At 69.0% G+C, this 20,217-nt stretch carries 18 protein-coding genes; 6 read left to right on the top strand and 12 right to left on the bottom strand.

Going from position 1 to position 20,217, the window contains the following annotated elements; all coding sequences use genetic code 11:
- Positions 1-9 precede the first annotated feature (9 nt).
- Positions 10-1,152: a M48 family metalloprotease gene (locus ACFU53_RS18435; RefSeq protein ID WP_383992953.1), complete on the bottom strand. Its 1,143-nt coding sequence runs from the start codon at positions 1,150-1,152 to the stop codon at positions 10-12.
- 892 nt (positions 1,153-2,044) lie between these two features.
- On the opposite strand from ACFU53_RS18435, the gene ACFU53_RS18440 reads away from it, so the two are divergent.
- From ACFU53_RS18440 to ACFU53_RS18455, 4 genes are read left to right on the top strand one after another with little or no spacing between them, the layout of a single operon-like run.
- A complete protein-coding gene (locus tag ACFU53_RS18440) occupies positions 2,045-4,831 on the top strand; it encodes an ATP-binding protein (RefSeq protein ID WP_383992956.1) in 2,787 nt (928 codons plus the stop codon).
- Positions 4,828-6,351, top strand: coding sequence for a hypothetical protein (locus ACFU53_RS18445; protein WP_383992959.1), 1,524 nt, complete (start codon positions 4,828-4,830; stop codon positions 6,349-6,351). Before ACFU53_RS18440 ends, ACFU53_RS18445 begins: the two co-directional genes overlap by 4 nt.
- On the top strand, positions 6,348-6,629 hold the full coding sequence (locus ACFU53_RS18450; protein WP_383992962.1) for a hypothetical protein: 282 nt from the start codon (positions 6,348-6,350) through the stop codon (positions 6,627-6,629). The genes ACFU53_RS18445 and ACFU53_RS18450 overlap by 4 nt, the downstream gene beginning before the upstream one ends.
- Positions 6,626-7,249 (top strand): HD domain-containing protein, encoded by a 624-nt coding sequence (locus ACFU53_RS18455; RefSeq protein WP_383992965.1) that lies wholly within the window; start codon positions 6,626-6,628, stop codon positions 7,247-7,249. Before ACFU53_RS18450 ends, ACFU53_RS18455 begins: the two co-directional genes overlap by 4 nt.
- A gap of 210 nt (positions 7,250-7,459) precedes the next feature.
- Here ACFU53_RS18455 and ACFU53_RS18460 read toward each other — a convergent pair whose 3' ends face one another.
- Positions 7,460-7,723, bottom strand: coding sequence for a GntR family transcriptional regulator (locus ACFU53_RS18460; RefSeq protein WP_383992968.1), 264 nt, complete (start codon positions 7,721-7,723; stop codon positions 7,460-7,462).
- Positions 7,724-7,871: 148 nt separating this feature from the next.
- Here ACFU53_RS18460 and ACFU53_RS18465 point away from each other — a divergent pair, with 148 nt between their 5' ends.
- Both ACFU53_RS18465 and ACFU53_RS18470 read left to right on the top strand, forming a co-directional pair.
- On the top strand, positions 7,872-8,180 hold the full coding sequence (locus ACFU53_RS18465; RefSeq protein WP_383992971.1) for a hypothetical protein: 309 nt from the start codon (positions 7,872-7,874) through the stop codon (positions 8,178-8,180).
- Positions 8,177-8,440, top strand: coding sequence for a hypothetical protein (locus ACFU53_RS18470; RefSeq protein WP_383992974.1), 264 nt, complete (start codon positions 8,177-8,179; stop codon positions 8,438-8,440). The genes ACFU53_RS18465 and ACFU53_RS18470 overlap by 4 nt, the downstream gene beginning before the upstream one ends.
- Positions 8,441-8,530: 90 nt before the next feature.
- On the opposite strand, the gene ACFU53_RS18475 is transcribed toward ACFU53_RS18470, so the two are convergent.
- The 10 genes from ACFU53_RS18475 to ACFU53_RS18520 all read right to left on the bottom strand — a co-directional run bounded on the left by ACFU53_RS18475 (position 8,531) and on the right by ACFU53_RS18520 (position 20,193).
- Positions 8,531-8,812, bottom strand: a complete 282-nt coding sequence (locus ACFU53_RS18475) for a hypothetical protein (RefSeq protein ID WP_383992977.1) — start codon at positions 8,810-8,812, stop codon at positions 8,531-8,533.
- Positions 8,813-8,833: 21 nt separating this feature from the next.
- On the bottom strand, positions 8,834-10,438 hold the full coding sequence (locus tag ACFU53_RS18480; RefSeq protein WP_383992980.1) for a WhiB family transcriptional regulator: 1,605 nt from the start codon (positions 10,436-10,438) through the stop codon (positions 8,834-8,836).
- A gap of 127 nt (positions 10,439-10,565) precedes the next feature.
- Positions 10,566-11,234: an LPXTG cell wall anchor domain-containing protein gene (locus ACFU53_RS18485; RefSeq protein WP_383992982.1), complete on the bottom strand. Its 669-nt coding sequence runs from the start codon at positions 11,232-11,234 to the stop codon at positions 10,566-10,568.
- A gap of 7 nt (positions 11,235-11,241) precedes the next feature.
- Positions 11,242-12,441, bottom strand: coding sequence for a hypothetical protein (locus ACFU53_RS18490; protein ID WP_383992985.1), 1,200 nt, complete (start codon positions 12,439-12,441; stop codon positions 11,242-11,244).
- Positions 12,438-13,046 (bottom strand): hypothetical protein, encoded by a 609-nt coding sequence (locus ACFU53_RS18495; RefSeq protein WP_383992988.1) that lies wholly within the window; start codon positions 13,044-13,046, stop codon positions 12,438-12,440. The genes ACFU53_RS18490 and ACFU53_RS18495 overlap by 4 nt, the downstream gene beginning before the upstream one ends.
- A gap of 37 nt (positions 13,047-13,083) precedes the next feature.
- Positions 13,084-13,713: a hypothetical protein gene (locus tag ACFU53_RS18500; RefSeq protein ID WP_383992991.1), complete on the bottom strand. Its 630-nt coding sequence runs from the start codon at positions 13,711-13,713 to the stop codon at positions 13,084-13,086.
- 41 nt (positions 13,714-13,754) lie between these two features.
- Positions 13,755-15,932: a hypothetical protein gene (locus ACFU53_RS18505; protein ID WP_383992993.1), complete on the bottom strand. Its 2,178-nt coding sequence runs from the start codon at positions 15,930-15,932 to the stop codon at positions 13,755-13,757.
- A gap of 20 nt (positions 15,933-15,952) precedes the next feature.
- The gene (locus tag ACFU53_RS18510) at positions 15,953-16,561 is read right to left on the bottom strand and encodes a hypothetical protein (protein ID WP_383992996.1); all 609 of its coding nucleotides are present in this window, start codon (positions 16,559-16,561) and stop codon (positions 15,953-15,955) included.
- 62 nt (positions 16,562-16,623) lie between these two features.
- Positions 16,624-19,602 carry an ATP-binding protein gene (locus ACFU53_RS18515; protein ID WP_383992999.1) on the bottom strand — a complete coding sequence of 993 codons (2,979 nt, stop codon included), beginning with the start codon at positions 19,600-19,602 and terminating at the stop codon, positions 16,624-16,626.
- Positions 19,603-19,710: 108 nt separating this feature from the next.
- Entirely contained in the window at positions 19,711-20,193 is a 483-nt protein-coding gene (locus ACFU53_RS18520) for a hypothetical protein (RefSeq protein WP_383993002.1), read from the bottom strand.
- Between the last annotated feature and the right edge of the window lie 24 nt (positions 20,194-20,217).

The following is a 20,217-nucleotide window of genomic DNA, read 5'->3' on the forward strand; positions in this document are numbered from 1 at the left end:
CCAGGCCGGTCAGGCGACGAAGGTCTCGATCGCGCGTATGCGCTTGTGGAACGGCGGGTGCGTGGACATGAGGCGCGCCATCGCTCGCTGCTTTCGGCGGGCGTCGTCGGCTCCCTCCGCGTGCCATGCGGTGAACACGGTGACCAGTACGGGGCCGTAGCCGATCAGGCCCGCGAACCGGTCGGCCCGCAGCTCACTCTGACGCCCGGACCAGGCGAGCAGAAACGGTACGGCGTAGAGGGCGAGCGCGGCCGGGAAGGTGAACAGCAGACCGATGGCCAGTACGCCGAGGAACAGCACGAAGAGCCCCGCGAGGATTTCGGAGATCGCGGCGATGACGCGGATCACCAGCCTCAGGGCACTCATGACGAGCCGGGCGGGCAGGGCGTACCAGTGGCCGAGCAGTCCGGCCCATGCGTGGCCGCCGACGTGGTGGCCCAGCTCGTGGGCGAGTACGGCGGCCAGATGCTGGGGCGGGAGGTTGCGCATGGCACCGCGCGTCACACCGACGATGTGGCCCGCCGCGGCCGAGGCGTTGAGCTCGTCGGTGTCCTCCATCCACAGGTCGTACTTGGACCCGTCGACGCCCGCCCGCTGGGTCACCTCGTCCCAGAGCGGCTGGAGTACGGCGAGTTCGCTGGCCAGGGGCTCACGCATCTTGAAGTACAGCTTCGCGAGGCCCCGTTCGGTCGGGCGGTTGAACACCAGGGCACCCGATGCCAGCCAGGCGACGACGAACGCGACGTCCACGCCGCTCGGCATGGACAGCGATATCAGGATCATCACCAGCAGGCTGCCCAGAAAGAGGGGGATGTTGAGCAGCATGGTGGTCACGGAGGAGGAATCGGCACCGCGGCGGACCTCGGGGGTACCCGCCGGGGTGTACGCAGGGGGGATCGCGGCGGCGGTGGGGGCGGCCGGAGGCGGTGCGTACTGCGCGTACTGCGTCGTCTGCGGAAGAGCTGACTGTGGCTGAGGGTGCGGTGGGTAGCCCTGTTGGGGCTGTGTGGGCTGTGTGGGTTGTGTGGGCTGCGCGTAGGCGGATTGCGGCTGGGCGTACTGCGTGTAGGGCGCCTGCGGCTGGGCGGGCTGGGCATACGCCGGGGCCTGCGGAGCCGCGTACAGCGGATGGTGGGGGGCCTGAGGTGGCATCTGAGGCGTGGCGTAGGGAGGTTGAGGCATTTGCGGGGGCGTCGGGTAGTGCTGCTCGGGATGCTGCTGTTGCGGATACTGCGGCGGCGCGAACTGCTGGGGTGGAACCGGCTGGTGGGGCGGCTGCGTCGGAGGCGGGTGGGCGGGGCCCTGCGCGTACGCCTGCGGAGGCTGGACCGGGGCACCGTACGGCGGCACGGTCGGGGGCGCACCGGGAGTCGGGTACGCGGGCGGCATCTGGTGCGGCTGGCCGTGGGGAGGGTGGCCGGGGCCGACCGGCGGGACCGGTTGGTGCGGCTGGCCCGGTTGGTGCGGATCGACAGGATGGGTCACGTAAGGGGTCCGCCCTGGGGAGAATGTGTGCCGAAGAGGCAGCCACATATGGACAGTTGAGAAATGACCGTCCCGAGGGCGGCAGCATGTACGCCTCTGGTGATTGAACTCGCCCCCGTGACCGCCGAAGCGGTCAGCCAGTCATTGATTCGCAGCCGAAACATGCTGCACGCATTCGCCCCCCGAGTCTAGTTGGAACCACGGGAAACGAAGTCACAGTTGCAAGGCTTGGCCTGGGGCCCGACCGGCCCTAGGGTGTATGCGCAAGATCGACAACGGGGGAGACGTTGCCAACCGCACTGCTTGCGCACGATCCTGACCAAGTGAAGGATGGCGCCCCTTTCTTCACGCTGCCGGACATCTCCGGCATCTGGGGTGGTTCGCCCGTTCGCCAGAGTGAAGTCGGTGGAGCGGCCGTTTCTGGCAACACCTTCGAGCCGTACGGCAAAGGGTCCACCTGTCTGAATCCTGTGAGCCCGGCTCGGAATTGCTGTTGTGCGGTCCAGTCCCATTCGGTCGACGACAATGTCGGTCAGCGAGCAGGAGCGGTCTGAACCCCATGGACACCACGCCGTACGGCGGCACGTGGCAGCGCTTCGTCGGCATGGAGGCCTGCCTGCTGCGCGAGGTCCCACGTCAACGCCTCACGGACGACCGGCCAGGCGGTCCCGGCGACGACCTGCACGCCCAACGGCTCGCCGCCCTGGTCTCCGCACATCACGCACGGCGCCCCGACGACCCGACGGGCGGAGCGGTGTGCGTCGGTTGGGCACGCCGGGCGGCGGACCGGCCCATCGACGTGTTGGTCGGGGGGAGCACTTTGCTCGGCGGTCGCGCGGACGCGGATGGCGGCACCACTCTGCTACGACTCCCCGCCGGCGCACGTGGGCTGGCCCAGCCGACGGGAACCGCGGCATCCCTGTTCGCCGACTTCCCGCACTGGAGCGTCGTCGCGGGTGTGACCGACGGACTGCTCGTCGACGCGGAGCCGAACGCCACCGGGGCCGGCGCCGCACGGCAGCGGCCCAGCCTGGAGGACTGCCTCCTCGCGGTGTGGCAGGAGCCCTTCGCCTGGATGGTGTTCGCCGAACCGGTGCCCGCCACCGAACTCGACGACCTCACCGGCGACATCGCCGACGAACAGCGCCGCGCCATGTCCAAGGCGGACGGTTCGCCCGAGTACGCCATCGCGGCGGCCCGGTTGGAGCGACGGCACAAGGACCTGGCCAAGGCAGCGGCCACCGGACTGTGGCGGATACGCCTGCTGGCGGGCGGCCGTACGTCGGAGGACGCGACCCGGGTCGCCGCGCTCGTCTGCGCGTCGGCGGACCTGGAGGGGCTGCCCTACGCGCTCCGGCCGACCGGGCGGGTCGGGGACCTGCCCACGGCGCTCGGCGGAGTGCTCCCGGCCCCCGAGGAGTACCCCTTCCACGCTGGATCCGACCTGCTTGCATCCCTGGCCCGGCCACCCGCACACGAGATACCCGGCGTACGGTTCGCGCTGCGGCCGGAGTTCGACGTCACCCCGGAGACCGCGGGCCGGCCGTCCACGCCGGACACCCCTCCGGTCCGGCTCGGTTCGGTGCTCGACCGCAACCGCAACCCCGTGGGTGACCTGGAACTGACCCGCTCCACCCTCAATCGGCACACCTTCGTGTGCGGGGCCACCGGCGGCGGCAAGTCCCAGACCGTGCGCGGCCTGTTGGAGGCGGCGACCTATGCGGGCATCCCGTGGCTGGTGGTGGAGCCGGCCAAGGCCGAGTACCGGTTCATGTCGGCGCGGCTCGGTGACACGAGCGAGGTCGTCGTCATCAAACCCGGCGACCCCGACGCGCTCCCGGCCGGCCTGAACCCCCTGGAACCCTCGGCGTACGCGAGCGGCGAGCGCTTCCCCCTCCAGACGCATCTCGACATGGTGCGCGCCCTGTTCCTCGCCTCCTTCGACCCGCAGGAACCGTTCCCGCAGGTCCTGAGTGCCGCGCTGACCCGCTGCTACGAGGACCTGGGCTGGGATCTCACCCTCGGCGAACCGCTCGTCCCCGGCACAGAGCCGCGCTACCCCACCCTGGAGGACCTGGAGCACACGGCCCTCAAGGTTGTGACGGACATCGGCTACGGCAAGGAGGTCGCCGACAACGTCCAGGGTTTCATCAAGATCCGCCTGGCCAGCCTGCGGCTCGGCACGACGGGCCGCTTCCTGGAGGGTGGCCGTCCACTCGACTTCGGTGAACTCCTGCGCCGGAACGTCGTCTTCGAGATCGAGGACGTCGGCGACGACAAGGACAAGGCGTTCCTGATGGGCACGATCCTCATCCGGCTCGTCGAGTACCTGCGCATGGAACAGCGCGTGACCCGCCGACTGTCGTTCCCCTTGCGGCACTTGAGCGTCTTCGAGGAGGCGCACCGGCTGCTCCGCCGCTCGGAGGAGGGCGGCGCGAGCGCCCATGCGGTGGAGATGTTCGCCGGTCTGCTGGCCGAGATCCGGGCGTACGGCGAGGGCCTGATCATCGCCGACCAGATCCCGAGCAAGCTGTTGCCCGATGTCATCAAGAACACGGCGGCGAAGGTCGTCCACCGTCTCCCGGCCCAGGACGACCGCGAGGCGGTCGGCGCGACCATGAACATCACGGCGGCCCAGTCCGAGTACCTGGTCACCCTGCGGCCGGGCGAAGCCGCCGTCTTCACGGACGGCATGGACTATCCCCTCCTGGTCCGCATGAGGGACGGGACGGATCGCGAGGACGCGGGGGCGATCCGGCCGGCGTCGGCGGCTGCGCTGACGGGTGAGCGCAGCCGCGCGTGCGGGCCCTGCTGCACGCCGGAGCCGTGCACCCTGCGTGACCTGCGCAGGGCGCAACGTCTGATGGAACAGCCCGAGCTCCGGATCGCGTTGTGGGCGGAGATGGCGGTCGCGGCGCATCTGCTGGGGTGGACCACGCCGCTGCCGGGCGAGGCGATGCGGCGGGCACTCGAACCGTACCGGGCCGCCGACCGCCGTCTCCTCAACTGCGCCATCGGCCAGGCTGCGGACCGTGCGGTGCACAGCCGGGTGGGCGCACCTGCGGATCCGAGCGCGCTTGCCGAACATGTGGCGGGGATGATGCGGGCCCAGTTGGAAGGCCAGGACCCGTGCCCGGTGGGCGAGCCGTGCTACAAGGCCCGCAAGGGGACGAGGACACGGGAGTACTACCACGGGCGGTATTCGCCCTCCGGTTTGGAGGAGATCGTCGGGTGCGTGGATCCCTCGGAGGAGTGGGGCAAGCGCTTCTCCTCGGTTTTGTCCTGCTTCGAGCGCAAGATCCGGAAACCTGTCGCAGACGCGTCGCGCAGTGAAGGGTCGGCATGACTGAGTTGTACGGAGCGGAGAGGGAGCCCGACGCGGCACCCGTCGCTGAGAATCCGGCGGCTCCCTCAGCAATCGAGTCCTCGGATGCGTGGGCGGAGCCCGAAGAGCCTGAGGAGTTCGAAGCGCCCGAAGGGAGCGGAGTATCTGAGACGCCCGAAGCGCCCGAGGAGGCTGAAGGAGCTGTCGAGGAGCCTGATGCCTCGGAGGGAAGTGAGGATCCGCAAGAGCCTGAGGAGTCAGGGAGCGAAGAATCGGCCGGGGTTGCCGAGGACGTTGAGGAGTTGGAAGGGTCGGATCAGCCCGAAGAGCCCGAAGAGCCCGAAGAGCCCGAAGAGCCCGAAGAGCCCGAAGAGCCCGAAGAGCCCGAAGAGCCCGAAGAGTCGGTCCAGTCCATCGAGTCCATCGAGTCCGTCGAAGCCGAGGGGACCCACGAGCCCCACGAGCCCGCGGATTCGGACGAGGCACCGGACCGGGGCGAGGCAGAGGATGTGAACGAGCCTGACGCACCGTCGGAGGGGGACGGCGTGGATGGCGCGGCCGACGCTCCGGAGGCGGGGGATCAGTCCGAGAACCCGCTGGCCGACGTGGCGGAGGCCCTCGGTGAGCGACATCCCGAGGTGGCTTCGGTGATCACCAAGCTCGGTGCGGACGACGCGAACAGGCTGAACGTGATCGAGAACCTGAAAGATCCTGAGGGCGGGGGCGAACGGACCCTGGAGATCATTCAGGAGCTCGCCGAGGGCGAGACCCTGGAGGGACGCTCCTTGGAGGAGTACAGGTCCGAGAACCCCGGGCGCGGCCCCCTGTTCGAGCCAGTGGAGCATGAGGTGAACTACGAGCCCGACGGGACGTCCCGCAAGAACGCGTACGTTGAGCAGGCCAAGTTGGACGACCCGGTGCGAGCCCTCGGAGCCTCCATCGAGGACGGCGACCGCGACGCCTTGGACGACTACGGCATGAGGCTGCAGAACGAGGTGGAGCCGGCCGTCTACGAAGACGTGACGAGTCTCCTTGAGAAGGCCGACGATGCCGAACTGAGCAGCCGCACGAAATCCGCAGACGACCTGGTCGACAAAGTGAATCGAATGACAGAGGGGAGCGAGGGCCGAAAAGCGCGCCCGGATTACGAGATCGGGGACGTCATCGATGCCGTGGGGGCAAGGATTACCGTCGAGGACACCGCCCAGCTCGAAACCGTTCTCGAAAAGGCCAAGGGGCACTTCGGTACCGGCGAGGGCGGGCGCCTGCTGGAGGTCGAGAACATGTACGCGGAGCCCAAGAGCGGGAATCCGAGCTACCGCGTCATACCCATGGTCGTAGCCATAGAGGTCGACGGAAAACCGTATACGTACGAACTCCAGCTCACGACAGAGCGGGCTTCCGTGGCCGCTGACCTTGAGCACAACACCGTGTATAAGTCGCATATCGAAACGACTCCGGAGGAACGCGATGTGATGCGTAGGATGCAGGCAGAAGCGGCGGCTTTGGATCAGGAAGAGACTCGCAGGAGGTACCCGTGACAGATGAGACAGGGTCGAATTTCGTCATGATCTCGACGTTCCGCAGAAGGACTGCGGACGGATTTATGCTCGCGGCTTTCGTCATCGACGAGAGAGAGTGCGAATCTCCTGCGGAAATGAAGTCGATCAGGAACGAAGCCCTCACCGAGATCCAGCGTCGACGCATCGCCGGAGAATTCGAGACCCGCAGGGCGAAGGCTGGCGAGCTGCCGTCGACCCTGCCTCGGTGGGCGGAATACAAGAGGCAGCTGGAAGCATCGGATAAGGAGTCGTCTTGACCCATCGGGTGTTCGGCGCGTGGCACGACTGGGACACCGCCCGTCGACAGTTGGCGGTACTCGCTCCGGAGGTTTCGGCGCAGCGCCTCGGGGAGGCCGTCGCGTTCGCCGAAGAGGCCCACGGGGATCAGAAGAGGCCTGCCGGTGAGCCGTACGTGGAGCACCTCCTGGAGGTGGTGGAGATCCTCGTCTCGGGCGCGGGTATTCGCGACGAGGACCTGCTGGTCTCGGCCATCCTCCACGACGTCGTGGAGGACACCGACCGCACGGCCGGGGAGGTCGGTGAGCGGTTCGGCCCCCGGGTCGAGGAGTGGGTGGGCTGGGTGACGAAGCCGGACCCCGAGGCCCACGAGGATCCTGCGGAGGTGCGTGACCGCTACCTTCTGAGCCTGCGTTCCGCCCCGCCGGAGGTCCTGCAGCTCAAGCTGGCGGACCGGTTCAGCAACGTGCAACGGCTCGACACGCACCCGCGGCCCGAGAAGCGGCGTTCCTACTACCGCGAGACGTGCCGCCACTTGGTACCTCTCGCCGCGGGGGTCCCGTGGTTCGAGGCGGCCTTCGAGGAGTGGCGGGAGTTCTACCGCCACCTGGAGGACGGGGCGCCCCCGGCCACGGCTTGACGCCCGCCGTTGGCGCGGATGCCCGGGCGCGGGGCCACCGCGTCGCCGGGCGCTGCCTGCCTGGACCGCGCTTCCGAGATCGCCGCGTACAGCACCCCACCCGGTGACGCCACCCCCGGAGCCTGATTGGTCGCCCTCCGTCAGGAAGGGAAGGCGTGTACCCGGACGTCCTGCGTGCGGGTAGGTCGCCCGCGAACGGGCCGTGTCCGGCTACGCCGGGGGACGGGGGCCTTCGGGGGAGGGCGGCAGTGTGTCGGCCACGAAGGTCCCCAGTCCAACTTCGCCGCGCGTCCAGCCCTGTTCCCGAACATGCCGCATGGCCTTCGCCGCCGTCGCGTTCACCACGCCGAACTCCTGGGCGATCTCCAGAGTGGACGGCACGCGGCTTCCCGGTGGGTATGTGCCGTCCTCGATGCGCCGGATGATCTCCGCTGCGATCTGCCGCCACAGCGGGCGCGTACGGTCAAGATCCATGGTTCCAGCGTGGGTGACCATGGCATTCCGTGCATCCGTGGTTATCTGCGGTTATCCACGGGTATGGTGGACTCCGAACGTAAGCGGCCCCGCCGGGAAGCGGCTACTTCCACGCCGGGGCCTCAGCCGACTGAACAGGAGTCGACCTATGCGCAGCCTACTGGCCGCGGTCCTGAGCCTTTTCCTGCCTGGTCGCGGAGCGCACCGCGCGGTCATGGCACCCTCCGCACCCGCCCCCTCCGGCCTGGCCGGGCCCGCCTACCGGCCCGCACCCCCGTGCCCGTTCCTGGGTGACGTCATCAGGGTCGATGGGCAGCCCCTGGTCCGGCCGTACGTCGTCGTGTGGGAGCGCGAGCGGGACGAACTCGATCGTCGGCGCCTGCAGCGGGCGCGCCGCCGTACGGCCGTCCTGGCGACGCCGGGCCAGGACTACTGCCCGTGGGAGGCCGCCGTATGAGCGGGCCGCGTCTCCGTAGCCTCGGCGTGGATCCGGCGACCGGCCGGGAAGCCTTCGCGGATACGCGCCCCGGTGGTCTCCTCGAAGCGCTGGCTGACGCGCAGGCGCTGAAGGCCGCCGCCGTGCTGGTGACGGTCGTGGGGGCCGTACTGGAGGCGGGGAAGGCGTCGGACGCCGAACTCGCCGCCTTCGTACCGGCGTTGTACGCGGGGCTCGAAGAATGCGTCGGCATCATGACCGCTGACGCGGACAGGGAGTGATGGAGGAGGGGCGGCCGACCGCGGGAGCGTAGCGCGGATGGTGGTTGCGGGTGGGGGGCAGGAAGTCGAACTGACCCCCGCCGACGGACCTCAGCCCAGCTGTTCCGTCGTCCCGTCCGGATGGATGAGCAGCCGGATCGCCCCGCCGTAACGGTTGTCCGTGATCGTCGCCGGGGTGGGGGCGCCGAGTTGTTGGGCGCGTTGTTGGAGGATCGACAGGACGACGTCCTGGATGTCGCCGTAGGGCGGGGCGGTGACGGGGACGCCGTCGATGAGGCCCGCGTTGGGGGAGAAGACGTGGACCTGGGCGTCCGAGGCGCCGGGGTTCGCGGCGGGCGGGGGCGGACCCTGGATGGGGATCGGCTCGGTCATCGGGGGCTGGTTCCTTCCGGCTCAGGCGCTCTTCGCCTCTCCCCGCTCGGGGAGGAGGGTGTCGTCGATGTCCTCGACGTTCAGGACGTCCAGGACGCGAGCGTACGTGCCGCGCGCGAGGCGTTGCAGGCGGCCCGACTTGACCAGTGCGGACAGGACGTTGCTGATGGTCTTCGACGGGTCGCCGTAGACGCCGGCGGGCAGGGCGCGCAGCACGTCGCGGGCGGAGAAGGCGCCGGGGAAGCCGGCCACGGCCTTCTCGACGGCGGCGCGGATGCTGGGGGCGGAGGGCGTACGGCGGGCGGGTCCCGCTCCCGTCCCGACGGCCGGGTGGGCGCCGTGCAGGGAGTGTGCCGCCAGGTGGGGCGTGGGTGTGGCCGCCGGGTGCGGGAGGCGGTCGTGGATCTCGCGCAGGGCCGTGCGGATCGTCTCCAGAGAGGCGGCGCCGGTCTCGTCCGCCGTGGCCGCGAGCATGGTCGCGACCTTCTCTATGTTCGCGAGGGTGGCGGCCAGTTCGCGCAGCAGCGGCTCCAGGAAGTCGCGGCGCAGCGCGGCCACCGGGTCGGTGGTGGCGAGTTCGACGGAGACGGAGCCGGTGAGCGGGCGTCGGGGAGGCAGTCCGCCTTCGGCGTCCTCGGGGGCGTCGGCGCCGTCCGGGAGCAGCGACTCGACGGCCTCCCGTACGGCCGGAAGGTTCCGCGGGGATTCGGGGGCCGTGTCCGCGCCGCCGGGCATGCACGTCAGCAGGGCGACGAGCTGTTCGAGGCTGGTGAGCGCGGGCAGGGCGGAGCGCACCAGCGGGCCGAGCACGGCCTGCCGTACGGCCAGGGCGGGATCCTCGTACGAGAAGGTGATCCGTTGCCCGGCCTCGGCCGCTGCCATGGGTTCCTCGCTCCTGTCGTTCGACGGTCTGGGCGTGTGCGACGACGTGCCCGGACCGGGCGTCTGTCTGTGTGTTGCCTGTGAGGTGGTGTGCGATTGCAACAGCGGTGTCAACGCGGCGCGCGGCGGACGTTCCCGCAACAGGCGTTGATCATGGGCCAGTTGGCCCTGGAGCAGGTCGAACGCGTCGAGGATCCGCTCCAGTTCGGGAAGGTCCGGGGCGAGCGGGCGGCGGGCTCCTGAGTGCGTCGCCGACGACTCGTCGGCGCGGGACCTGAGGCGGGTCAGTCGCCTGGGTACGGAACCAGAGTCGAAGCGGACCGCTGCGTGGGCCGGCAGGTCGCCGTTCTCGTCGCCGATGCCGAGCGTGCGGCGCAGCGAACGCCGGTCCTCCCGGGTGGTGGCCGCCGTGTAGCCGTACGGCTCCGCGTACGCGACCGCGTCCTGCAGGCATTCAGCCCAGAGCGGGCAGGAGGCGCACAGGTCGCGCGCGGTACGGAGCAGGACGAGGTGCTGGCGGCGCTGGTCGGGCGAGACGCCCGTGGCTGCCGCCGCTGTCGCCGTACCGTCCGGGGCGTAAAGGCCGTGCGGGCTCGCCGAGTTGTCCAGAAGCGGGTGCTGGAAGACGTCCGGCCTACGCCGGCACGGCAACGCCGCGTCGGGTATGTGGGCTTCCTGTACGACCGCCTTGCGGGCAGGTCGGGCGGGCAGCCTGGCCAGCGTCGTATGGCTTGCCATACGCATGAGTAATATCCCCCGTGGTGATCCGTGATCGCGGGGGACTCTAGAACAAATTGTCAAACCGGTGCAACGCATGTGCAAAGTACTGGCCGGAAACGAACAGTGCCGCGACGAACCATTCACAAGAGCCTCAACTGTCCGCCGTTTTCCGGGCGTCACGCCGACGCGAACGGCCGATGACCTGGCGAAGCCTGTCGGCCCGGGCCCGCACAGCCTTCGCGCCCGAACCGCGAACGGCGAGCACCGCGAGCACCCCGACGAATCCGATCGGCACGCCCGCCTCCGGGACGAACATGCCGACGGCCGCTCCGATGACCAGGATCACATCGGCGATCACGACCGTCACCCCGCGCCGCCCCGGATGTTCCTTCACCATCCACGCACCCAGCAGCGCCATTCCGGCCAGCGCCCAGTACCCGAACGCGGCCGTCCCCGTGACGGCCGCGCTCGTACTCATCCGCGCCGCGTCACCCACCGCCGAGAAGTAGCCGGTGAAGGCGGTGGCGAGGATCGTCGAGGTGAGGGCGAGGAGGAGTTGGGTGCGGCGGCGGAGCAGCCAGACGGCTCCGCCGAGCAGCAGCACGACGCCGACCATCACGAAGGACGAGCCGCTCTGCGAGGCGATCATGAAGAAGGTGTAGGCGGCGGCCAGACCGAACACGATGCGAGGGAGCATGCGGACGGCCCAGGGGTCGTTCTTGTCCTGGCGGAGGAGGCGGCCGAGACGGGACGGTGACGGCGAACCGCGACCGTCGGTGCGGCTGGTGCGGCTGGTGCGGGTGCCCGGGGTGCGGCTCATGGACCGGTCACGCTCCCATGGCGGTGTCTTGCGCCTGCTCGGGGGCGGGCGGGACTTGTGTGGGAGCGGGGGTGGCGGGGGCCGGGGCGGGCTTCAGGGTGACTCCGGGCATGAAGTGCGCGCCGGCGATGGCCTGCGCAGAGGCCTCGGGTGGCTGGATCGACTGGGGGCCCGTCCTGGCATTCACTTCGACGCCGGGAAGGAAGGCGCCGTGGGTGCTGACCACGGGGGTGGTCTGCGCGCTCGCTTCGTACGCCCATGCCAGGTCAGTGGAACTGGGCAGGACCACCTCGTGGTCCGGGCGCAGGACCTTGACCTCCTCGACGTACTTTTGGACGTCGGCCGTACGGGCGGGGCCGTCCATGGCTGCCACACGCGCGCAGACCTCGAGGACGGCGGCGCGCTGGGCCTCAGCGGTGGGCAGCGACTTCAGGTGCTCCAGGTCGAGGTGACCCGCCTTGGTCGAGGGGGTGTACTTGGGGTCGGTCTCGTCGTAGCCGAAGGTGTGGACCTGTGCGCGTACGGCCTGGGAGGCCAGTAGCTCCTGCGTTTCGGGGGCGAGGTCCGCGTACTTGTCCATCGGCGGCGGATACATGAAGTTGATGATGTCGAGCTTGCCGTCCTGGCGGAGCTGTGGGGCTTCCGTCTGGTAGGCGACGGTTCCCGGGTTGAGCTCGGCCATGAAGAAGAGGGCTTCGTTCTCGGTTTTCGCCGCGTAATTCCTGGAGAGTGTGCCCCAGGCGTCGTAGGCCAGGTTGAGGCCTTCGTCCCTCTCCAGGTTCAGTGCCCTTCGGACCTCGCGATCCCACAGGTGGAATTCGCCCAGTGCCTTTCCACCGGGTGTGCCTTCCAGGTACCGCAAAGTGTCTTCGGCGATCGAGTTCTGCGCCTCGGTGAAGGCAGCCGCCACATTCATGCTGTAGAGCTCCTGCCCGGCGGGCCCGTCGACCCCGAGATTGTCCATCAGCTGGTAGGACCAGAAGGACGACCGGGTTTCGGGGGTGGGCAGGTCCACGTCCTGCGCGGTGACGAACTCGCGCAGCCGCTCGCGGAGCCGCTCCTTGTACTCGTCGTCCGGCAAATGGTCGATGCCCTCACGCAGCTTCTTCGTGGCCTTCCTGGCCTCGGCCGCGGTCAGCTCTTTGTCGTTCTGCTGGCGTTTGTGGGCGTCGTCGACGACGTGTTCCGAAATGTGGACCCGGATCACACGACCTCCGGCGGATAGCAGTTGACTTCGATCAGGGTCCTGCGGAGCCCTCGCGGTGACGGAGCGGGTCCCAGATCGACGGTGAGTACGGTGACGCGGCCCTCCGGGCTGTTCTCTCGCCACAGGGCCATTCGGTAGGGGTCCATGTCCTCCATGCGGATGTCGCGAGGCATGAGCCAGTGCCGGTCGTGCGGCGGTTCCGGAAAGGCAGGGTCGTCCCAGGCGCCCGCGAAGACGGGTTCACCCAATACAGGGCGTGCGGCCGCCATGTACGCGGCCCACGTCTCGGCTGCCTGCGTGAGGACCTCGTCGTTCTCGGACACGTTGTCGGCCGACAGTTTCCAACTGGTCCAGCCGAGCTGCCTGATCGGCGCCCAGCCGGCCTCGCGGACAGGGGTGAGCTCGATGCTCTGGCCCGCTGCACTGCGCACCGTCAGCACCCGCTCCGCCGACGTCGGCTTCCAGCCGAACAGTGCGCACCAGTCGTCCAGCGCCTGGCCGGGGTTGGGTGGACCCGCCCACACCGCGGGCCAGTCCACGTGCTCCAGACCCCTGAGTTCCTGAGCCAGTTGCTCAGGGCTGCGGTCGATCCTGAGGGTCGTCATCGTCTGTCACCTTCCTCGCGTTCCGGACGGCTCCGGTTCACCCGTGCCGTGCCTGCCGCTCCGCCTCCGTATGGGCGGGGTCGTGGCAGGCGAGCACGATCCTCGCATTGGCCGGTACCGGACCGCCCCGGGTGGCCGCGCCGAGCGTCATCCGCAGTTCGACGACAGGTGCGTGCGGCGGAACGAAGCGCCATACCGCCACCCGGTGGGGATCGCGGTGCTCCGTGCGCCAGCGCTTGTCCGGCCATGGATGAGGACCGGGCAGTTCCGGGAAGTCCGGGCTGTCCCACGTGCTCTGGTGGGTCGGGTTTCCCAGACAGCCGCGCAGGGCATTGAAGTGGGCCTGCCAGCGGATCTCCGAGAGGTCCGTTACGCGGTCGTTCTCGGACAGGTCCCGGGCCCGCGCCGCCCACACCGTGTACTCGGCTCGGACCACCGGGAGGGCAGGGCCGAGGGAGACGAGCTGCAGACGGCCGCCCATCGAGGTGTGGACCCGCAGGCCGGACTGGAACCACAGCGGCTGCCAACCGAAGCCCGCGCACCACTGGGCGCGCTTGTCGGCGTCCTGCGGGACCCCCGCCCACACCGTGGGCCAGTCCACGCCGGTGAGCCGCTGCATCTCCCCGACCAGTTGGTCGGGGGTGCGGTCGGCGGTCAGGGCGGGCATGGGGCGGCTCCTCGGAGTGGGGCGGTGTGCAGGGCGGCGGACTAGACGCGACCGCTCGGGCCACGGGGGTCCCGTGGGGTCGGCGGCGGAGCGGGTGGAGCCGGATCCGCCGGAGCAGGCCGACGGGGCGACGGCTGCGGCTCCGGGCGCGGTGCGGGGGCCGTGGGCGCGGGGCTCGGCGTGGGTGTGGGCGATGGCTGCGGGGTCCGCGTGCCGCTCGAACCGCTGACGCGTCCGCTGCGCCTGGGGCTGGCGGGGTCCTGCCCTTCCGGCTCCAGCTCCGGTTCCGGCTGGGGCGGCGGTGTGTTGCCGTTGTTCCCCACGCGGGCTGCCCTGTCCGCTCGGGCCTCGCCCGCATCCTTCTTCGCCCAGTAGGCGGACTGGTTCTGCTCGCGCTTGGACTGGCCGAGCCAACCCTTTTCCTGCATCTTGCCCCGGTACTTGCCCTTGAAGAGGCGTTGATCCACCGCCCAGGCCGTACCCCGTGCGGCGCTGCCGCCCGCACGGGCGGTGGTACCCGCGACACGGCCGGTGGTACGGGCCGTGGAGGCGGCGAGGCCGGGGGCCATGGCGGTTGCCTTGTTCGCCGCGTCCGCGACACCGAGGGCGTCCTCTGCCCCCGCGACCTGCGGCGAGAACTTCCCGGACAGCAGGTTCTTCAGCAGCATGACGACGGAGATCGTGACCAGCAGCAGCATCAGCAGCTGCATGCCCAGCGGGACCGCCAGCGGCAGGATCAGCTGGTAGAAGAGCAGCAGGACGGTCAGGATCACGCCGAATCCGGCGCGCAGGACGAAGCTGTGGACGAAGGTCTGCCACCAGCCCCTGAGCAGCTTCTGCTGGGTCGGGTGGATCGAGATGATCGCGATCAGCGGCAACAGGATGATCATGATGAGCGTGACCGAGTGCCACAGCAGCGTGAGGGCGCTGAGCACGACCACCATGATGCCGACGATGAGCGAGGCGATGAGTGCGTAGATCCCCATGGTGATGCGGTTAGCGGGCTTGTGGCCGCTCCACTGCTCGTACACGCGCGACTTCTCGTTCTTGGCGATGTAGTTGCGCAGTTGCCCGTACTGGTTCTCCTTGTGCTTGATGACACCGCCGTCCACCTTCGACCAGTCCTTGTAGTAGTCGAAGTTGGTCACCGACTGGACATTGACCTGCTTGGCTCGCAGATCGGTGCACCGCGCCTTCTCTCCGAAATCACACGTTTCGGAGCCCTTGTATTCCATGCGCTTCTTGCCCGGGTCGCCGAACTGGCCGATGGCCCATGGGCGGAACGCCAGGGTGTCGTACATGGCGCAGCTGGATATCCGCATGCCGCGCTGCGGCGCGTTGGCGGCCAGGTCGCATGGCGGATCGATGTCGTCCACCGCGCCGCCCAGTACCGCCTCGGTCAACGCGGCGTTCCCTTGGGCGATTCCGGAGTCGGCGGTCTCGACCACGCGCGTGTAGTTGTTGTCGACCAGGAAGGCCGATACGGCGATCACGACAAACGCGGCCCATCCCACACCGGACCAGACCTCACGCATGTCCCCCTTGCGCCACTTGCCGAACACCCAGATCCCGGTGAGCATGATCATGGTGGGTACGGCCAGCTTGAACACGTTGTCGTTCAGACGGTCGACGACACTGTTGTCGCCCTCGACGGTGCCCTCGTACAGCGCGGCGAGAGGACTGGGGTTGGAGGAGATCTCCTTGATGCTGATGGAGGCGCGAGTGATGAACTTGCTGATGTCGAAAACCATCTGGGCGATGGAGTTGTAGATCTCGTTCTGGACGCTGCAGTCGTCGTTGTCGGCCTTTTCCCCGGTGTCGCCCCGGCTTGCCTGGTCCCGGCTCTGCTGGGTCGAGGACCAGTTGAGACCCCGCATGGCGCCGAGTTCGTAGACGGTGTAGTCGCCGGGATCGCCTGGCAGGCGTACGGCACCGGAGACGAGCTCACGTTTGCCGCTCCACTGCTGCACCGAGGGGAAGATGTTCTCCGCGGCGCCCGGCATGTCGGCCATTTGGTTGATGCTGTCGGACGTCCAGTCACAGGTGTCGAAGAGGGCTTTCGCCGACTGCGGGGTGGAGAACGAGAGCGCGATCACTCCGAGCACCACGAACAGCGTGGCGCGTGCCGCGACACCGGCATTGATCAGCGTCTTGAGGAGGGAGCGCCTCGGCCGGCTCCGTGCCGGGCGGTCGGCGCGGGGCCGGCTGAGGGTCAGCATGAGAAGTCCTTCGGGGCCGATCAGGAGGGGAAGTGGTCGGTCAGGAGACACCCGTCGACCAGTGCGGGCTCCTGCTTGTAACCGCTGGGGATCTCGAATTCCGGATCGCACGACAGGTACACGAGGCCGGAGGTCTTGAGGTCCTGGGTCGTTTGGCCATCGTCCGGGTCCACCGCGAAGTCCTTGCCGACCAGAATGCCGCTGTAGCCCTTTTCCTTCATGGTGGTTTGGAACTGCTTCATGTCCGATGTCAGGACCAGCGTGACGATGTCGTCGTACTTGTCCTTGCAGACAGCGCGTTCCTTGATGGCCCATGCAGGATTTTTGAGCATGTCCGAGTCACCCCAAGCGGGCTCCCTTTCCGCCAGGGAGGAATTGTCGTAGTCCCTGCCTGTCATCAGGTCCAGACAACCGACGGACTGGTTGAGGAAGTACTCGATCGACGCCATGTCCGAAGCCGAAGGCAGACCCCCGCTCGTCTCCTCGGCGTCCGCCTCCCCGCCCGGCTTGCCCGCCTCGGCGCTCGCCTTCTCGGAGGACTTGCCCTTGTCGTCGTCGCTGCCGCATGCCGCAACCGACGTCGACATCAGGAGGAGGGCGCCGACGGTGAGTGCTCGTTTGATTCGCATGGTCCTTCTTCGCCTAATGGACATCGGAGTGGGGGGATCAGCAAGCTCGGGCAGGGGGGAGGTCACACGGCGGCCTTCTCCGGGGTGGTCGCCCGTACCGGGTCCTCCTCCATCTCCTGCAAAAACGTCCAGTCCCACACGCTCAGCGGCGGGTTGATGCCCTGCCGGGCCGGGCGGGTCGTGCCGTTGGTGTCCGTCGCGGCGAGGATCTCCTTGAAGACCAGGTCGACGGCGACCGTGCCGACGCGCTTGTCGGCGTCGCGCTGGAGGCAGACACCGGTGCGGAGTTCCTGGAGGGCGGCGATGACCTTCGGGTCGTCCTCGGGGCGGCCGAGGAGTGGGGCCACCAGGGACGCCTCCTGCGCGGACTTCTGCTTGAAGGCGAAGACCGTGTGGATCTGGTTGGCGCCACCGCTGCGGGCCTCGGAGTCCTCGATCTGGACGAGGTCGATGGCCTGCTGGGTGATCAGGACGGTGACCGCCAGGTACGAGCGGCCCTGCTTCAGGGCGCGGCGCATCAGGTCGCGGCCCGACTCCGTGGCCGTGACGACGTACGCCTCGTCCACGAACAGCGCCTTGGGGCGCAGGCCGATCTCGCCCGTCACCGGGTTCTTCTCGTAGCCGACGTCGAGCATCTGGCTGCCCAGTTCCACGACCGCCATCAGGGCCGTCGCCGCGAGGCGTTCCGCCGGGTTCCAGCTGCGCGGGTCGGAGGCGGCGGGGGACTGGAAGCCGCGGAGGGTGATGACCGTACGGCGCTTGCGCATGCTGGACAGCGACTGCGGGCGCTCGGCGAAGGCGAGGCGGGCGTAGGGGAGCGTGCGCAGCTCGGTGAGGAGCATCTGCGCGAGCTTCAGGTCCTTCGCCGCCTCCCGGTCGTTCGTCGCGATGGCGTGGTCGTACGCCGTCACGACCTCGTCGACCACCTGCCACAGCGTCGGGCGCGGCACCTGCGCGTCGGCGTCGCGGGCGGTCAGGCCCTGGTCGACCGCCTGGCGGATCGCGGAGTTGTAGCGGCCGATGACCGTGGCCATCCCCTCGATGACGGGGAGGCGTACGCGCTGGTAGTCCTCGTCGCCGAGGAAGCCGCGCAGCATCGACTCGGCCAGCAGACGGCCGGCCGGGACGTCCCGGGCGATGACCCAGGGGTCCAGGACGCCCGCCTGGCCCTTGAGGAGGTCGACGACCTCCGTCTCCGCCCAGAACTCCGGGTTCACCGGCTGGAACTTGCTCTGCGGAGTGCCCAGGAGGCCCGTTTCCGCGTCGCCGGCGAACTCCGGGTCGTTCACCTGGGAGCCGAAGCCCAGGTAGTAGCAGAGCTGGGCGAAGTCGGTCTTGGGGTCGATGACCAGGCAGCGGACGCCCGACTCCGACTCCTCGTAGAACTTTTGGAGGGCGAGGGAGGACTTGCCGCCGCCGGACGCGCCGACGATGGCGAGGCCACCGCCGTCATTGCGCGCCGGACCGACGTGCAGCGAGTAGTGGACCGGCATCTTGCCGGCCCAGCCGACCAGGTTGCCGACCCAGCCGAGGCGCTTGCCGGAGCGATGTTCCGGGTTGTCGCCCAACTCGGTTCCGGCGGTGGGGAGTCCGGCGCCGAGCTGCTCGACCTCCTGGAGGCGGATGTACGGCGCGATCGGCAGCTTCGGCGCGTCGCCGGGGAGTTGGGACTGGAGCAGACGCCACTGCTGACGGGTCGGGCGGAGCAGCGTGACCTTCAGGTCCTGCTTGAACTGCATTTCCAGGACGCGGCGGCGGCGTTCCAGCTCCTTGAGGTCCGGAGCCGAGATCGTGAAGCGGATCTGCGCCTCCATCCCCGGCATCTTGTGCTCGTCGATGTCGTCGACGAGCTCCTGGGCGCGGGTGACCTGGTGGGCCAGCTTGGTGTCCGGGCTGCGGCCGGAGTTGGCCATGTCGTTCATCTCGTCGACGAGGTTGCCGCGGATCTTGTCGGCGCGGTCCTTGAACTTCAGATACGGGATGAGCGTGAAGCGCATGTCGATCTCGACGGGGAAGTCCACGTGCTGGGCCGCGTAACGCGCCCACGCCGTCGACTGGCGGAAGCGTGTCTCCGCGGGCCAGTTGGCGGCGACGAGAGTGGTGGTGTAGCTGGTCTGCTGTTCGCCGGTGACCTCGTCGTACTGGTTGAGGACGATGTGCGTCTTGCGGTTCTCGCCGGAGAAGTCGACGACCAGGTCGAAGGCGTTGGGGCCCCACGCGCGCGAGCCGAGCACCGGCTCGGGCGGGACGGGCAGGTCGCCGTGGAGGGGCTTGCGGATCAGCCAGACGAGTTCCTCGCGGGTGAGGGGGGTGCCCTTGAGGTTCTCCAGGCTCTCGTGGACCTCGGACGCCACCTGCGTCCACTCCGCGACCACGGACGGGGACAGGTACTCGTCCGCGACACCGGTCGCGGTGGCGGTGACCTGGTCGGCGACGCCGCTCACGCCCTTGAGCAGCCCGGCGTCGTCGTGCGGCTCGTCGTCCTGGGACAGCACGCCCGTGCCGCCGCCCGTGCGCTTCACCGAACCCAGCTTCACCAGCAGGATGTTGCGCTCCCGCTTGGCGCCGATGCGCTCCTGGTACTCGGCCTTGCGCAGGTTGTACGCCTTGTAGTTGTCGGTCGGGTCCCAGGCGACCGCGTTGAGGTCCTCCGCCCAGGTGAGCGCCGTGATCGGCTGGTACACCTTGCGGTAGTGGCACTCGACGTTGCGGTCACCGCGGGCGAGGTTGAGCAGACCGCGGGGCGGACCCTCGGCCATCGCCTGCAGTTCGCCGGCGTTCAGGTACTCGTCGATGGCGGTGGGCAGGACCATGCCCGTCCACACCGAGTCGCCGTGGACGAAGATCATGTCGTCGGCGTAGCGGTAGGGGAGGCGGAGGTCCTCGCGGCGGGCGGAGGCCGAGGAGCCGGACGACTTGGAGCGGGAGGAAGACGAGCGACTGCCGCCGCCCTGGCCCTGCTTCTTGCCCGACGAGGCGGCCATGATCATGGCGACCACGAAGAAGGCGGCCGCCCCGCCCAGAAGGATCATCATGAACATGGTGGATTCACCCTGCGGTAATCGAGGTCGGTTTGCGGTGGGTCGGGGGCTGACCGGAGTGGTCAGCGGTGGTGCGGCGGCGGTGGAGTCGGGTAGGACGGTGCGGGCTCAGCGGTGCGCGGAGAACGCCGTGCCGCGTTCGGCCGCCGCCTGGCGTGCGGCGTCGTAACGCGCCTGCCAGCGTGGTGAACCGGGGGTCCAGAGGATGACCTGCCAGTGCAGTTCCTCCGGTTCCTGGTCGGCGGAGAGTCCCTGCAGCCGCTTGGGCTGGAACCACCAGTCGGTCCACACCACCAATTGCTGGCTCAGCGTGAGCGCCGAGGGCAGTGGTCGGCCCCAGACGAAGTAGACGGCGAACGGCGGCCCGAAGTAGAGGATCGACGTCCACATCGACATGCCGAGGAACGGCAGGAACGCGGACAGCGTGAACAGCGTGATGAGCCAGACCAGACCGAAGCCGAAGGCCGCGCCCAGCGCGGGCAGCAGCAGTCCGGGCAGCGGGATGTTGCCCCAGTTCCAGATCCGCTTGGGGCGGTTGACCAGATCGGTGTGGTCGTACGCGACCAGCGGCTCCGGTGCCTCTTGGGCCATCGCGGCTGACTCCCCTCGTTCCTA

The organism is Streptomyces sp. NPDC057474, from assembly GCF_042802555.1.
Classification (GTDB): Bacteria; Actinomycetota; Actinomycetes; order Streptomycetales; family Streptomycetaceae; genus Streptomyces.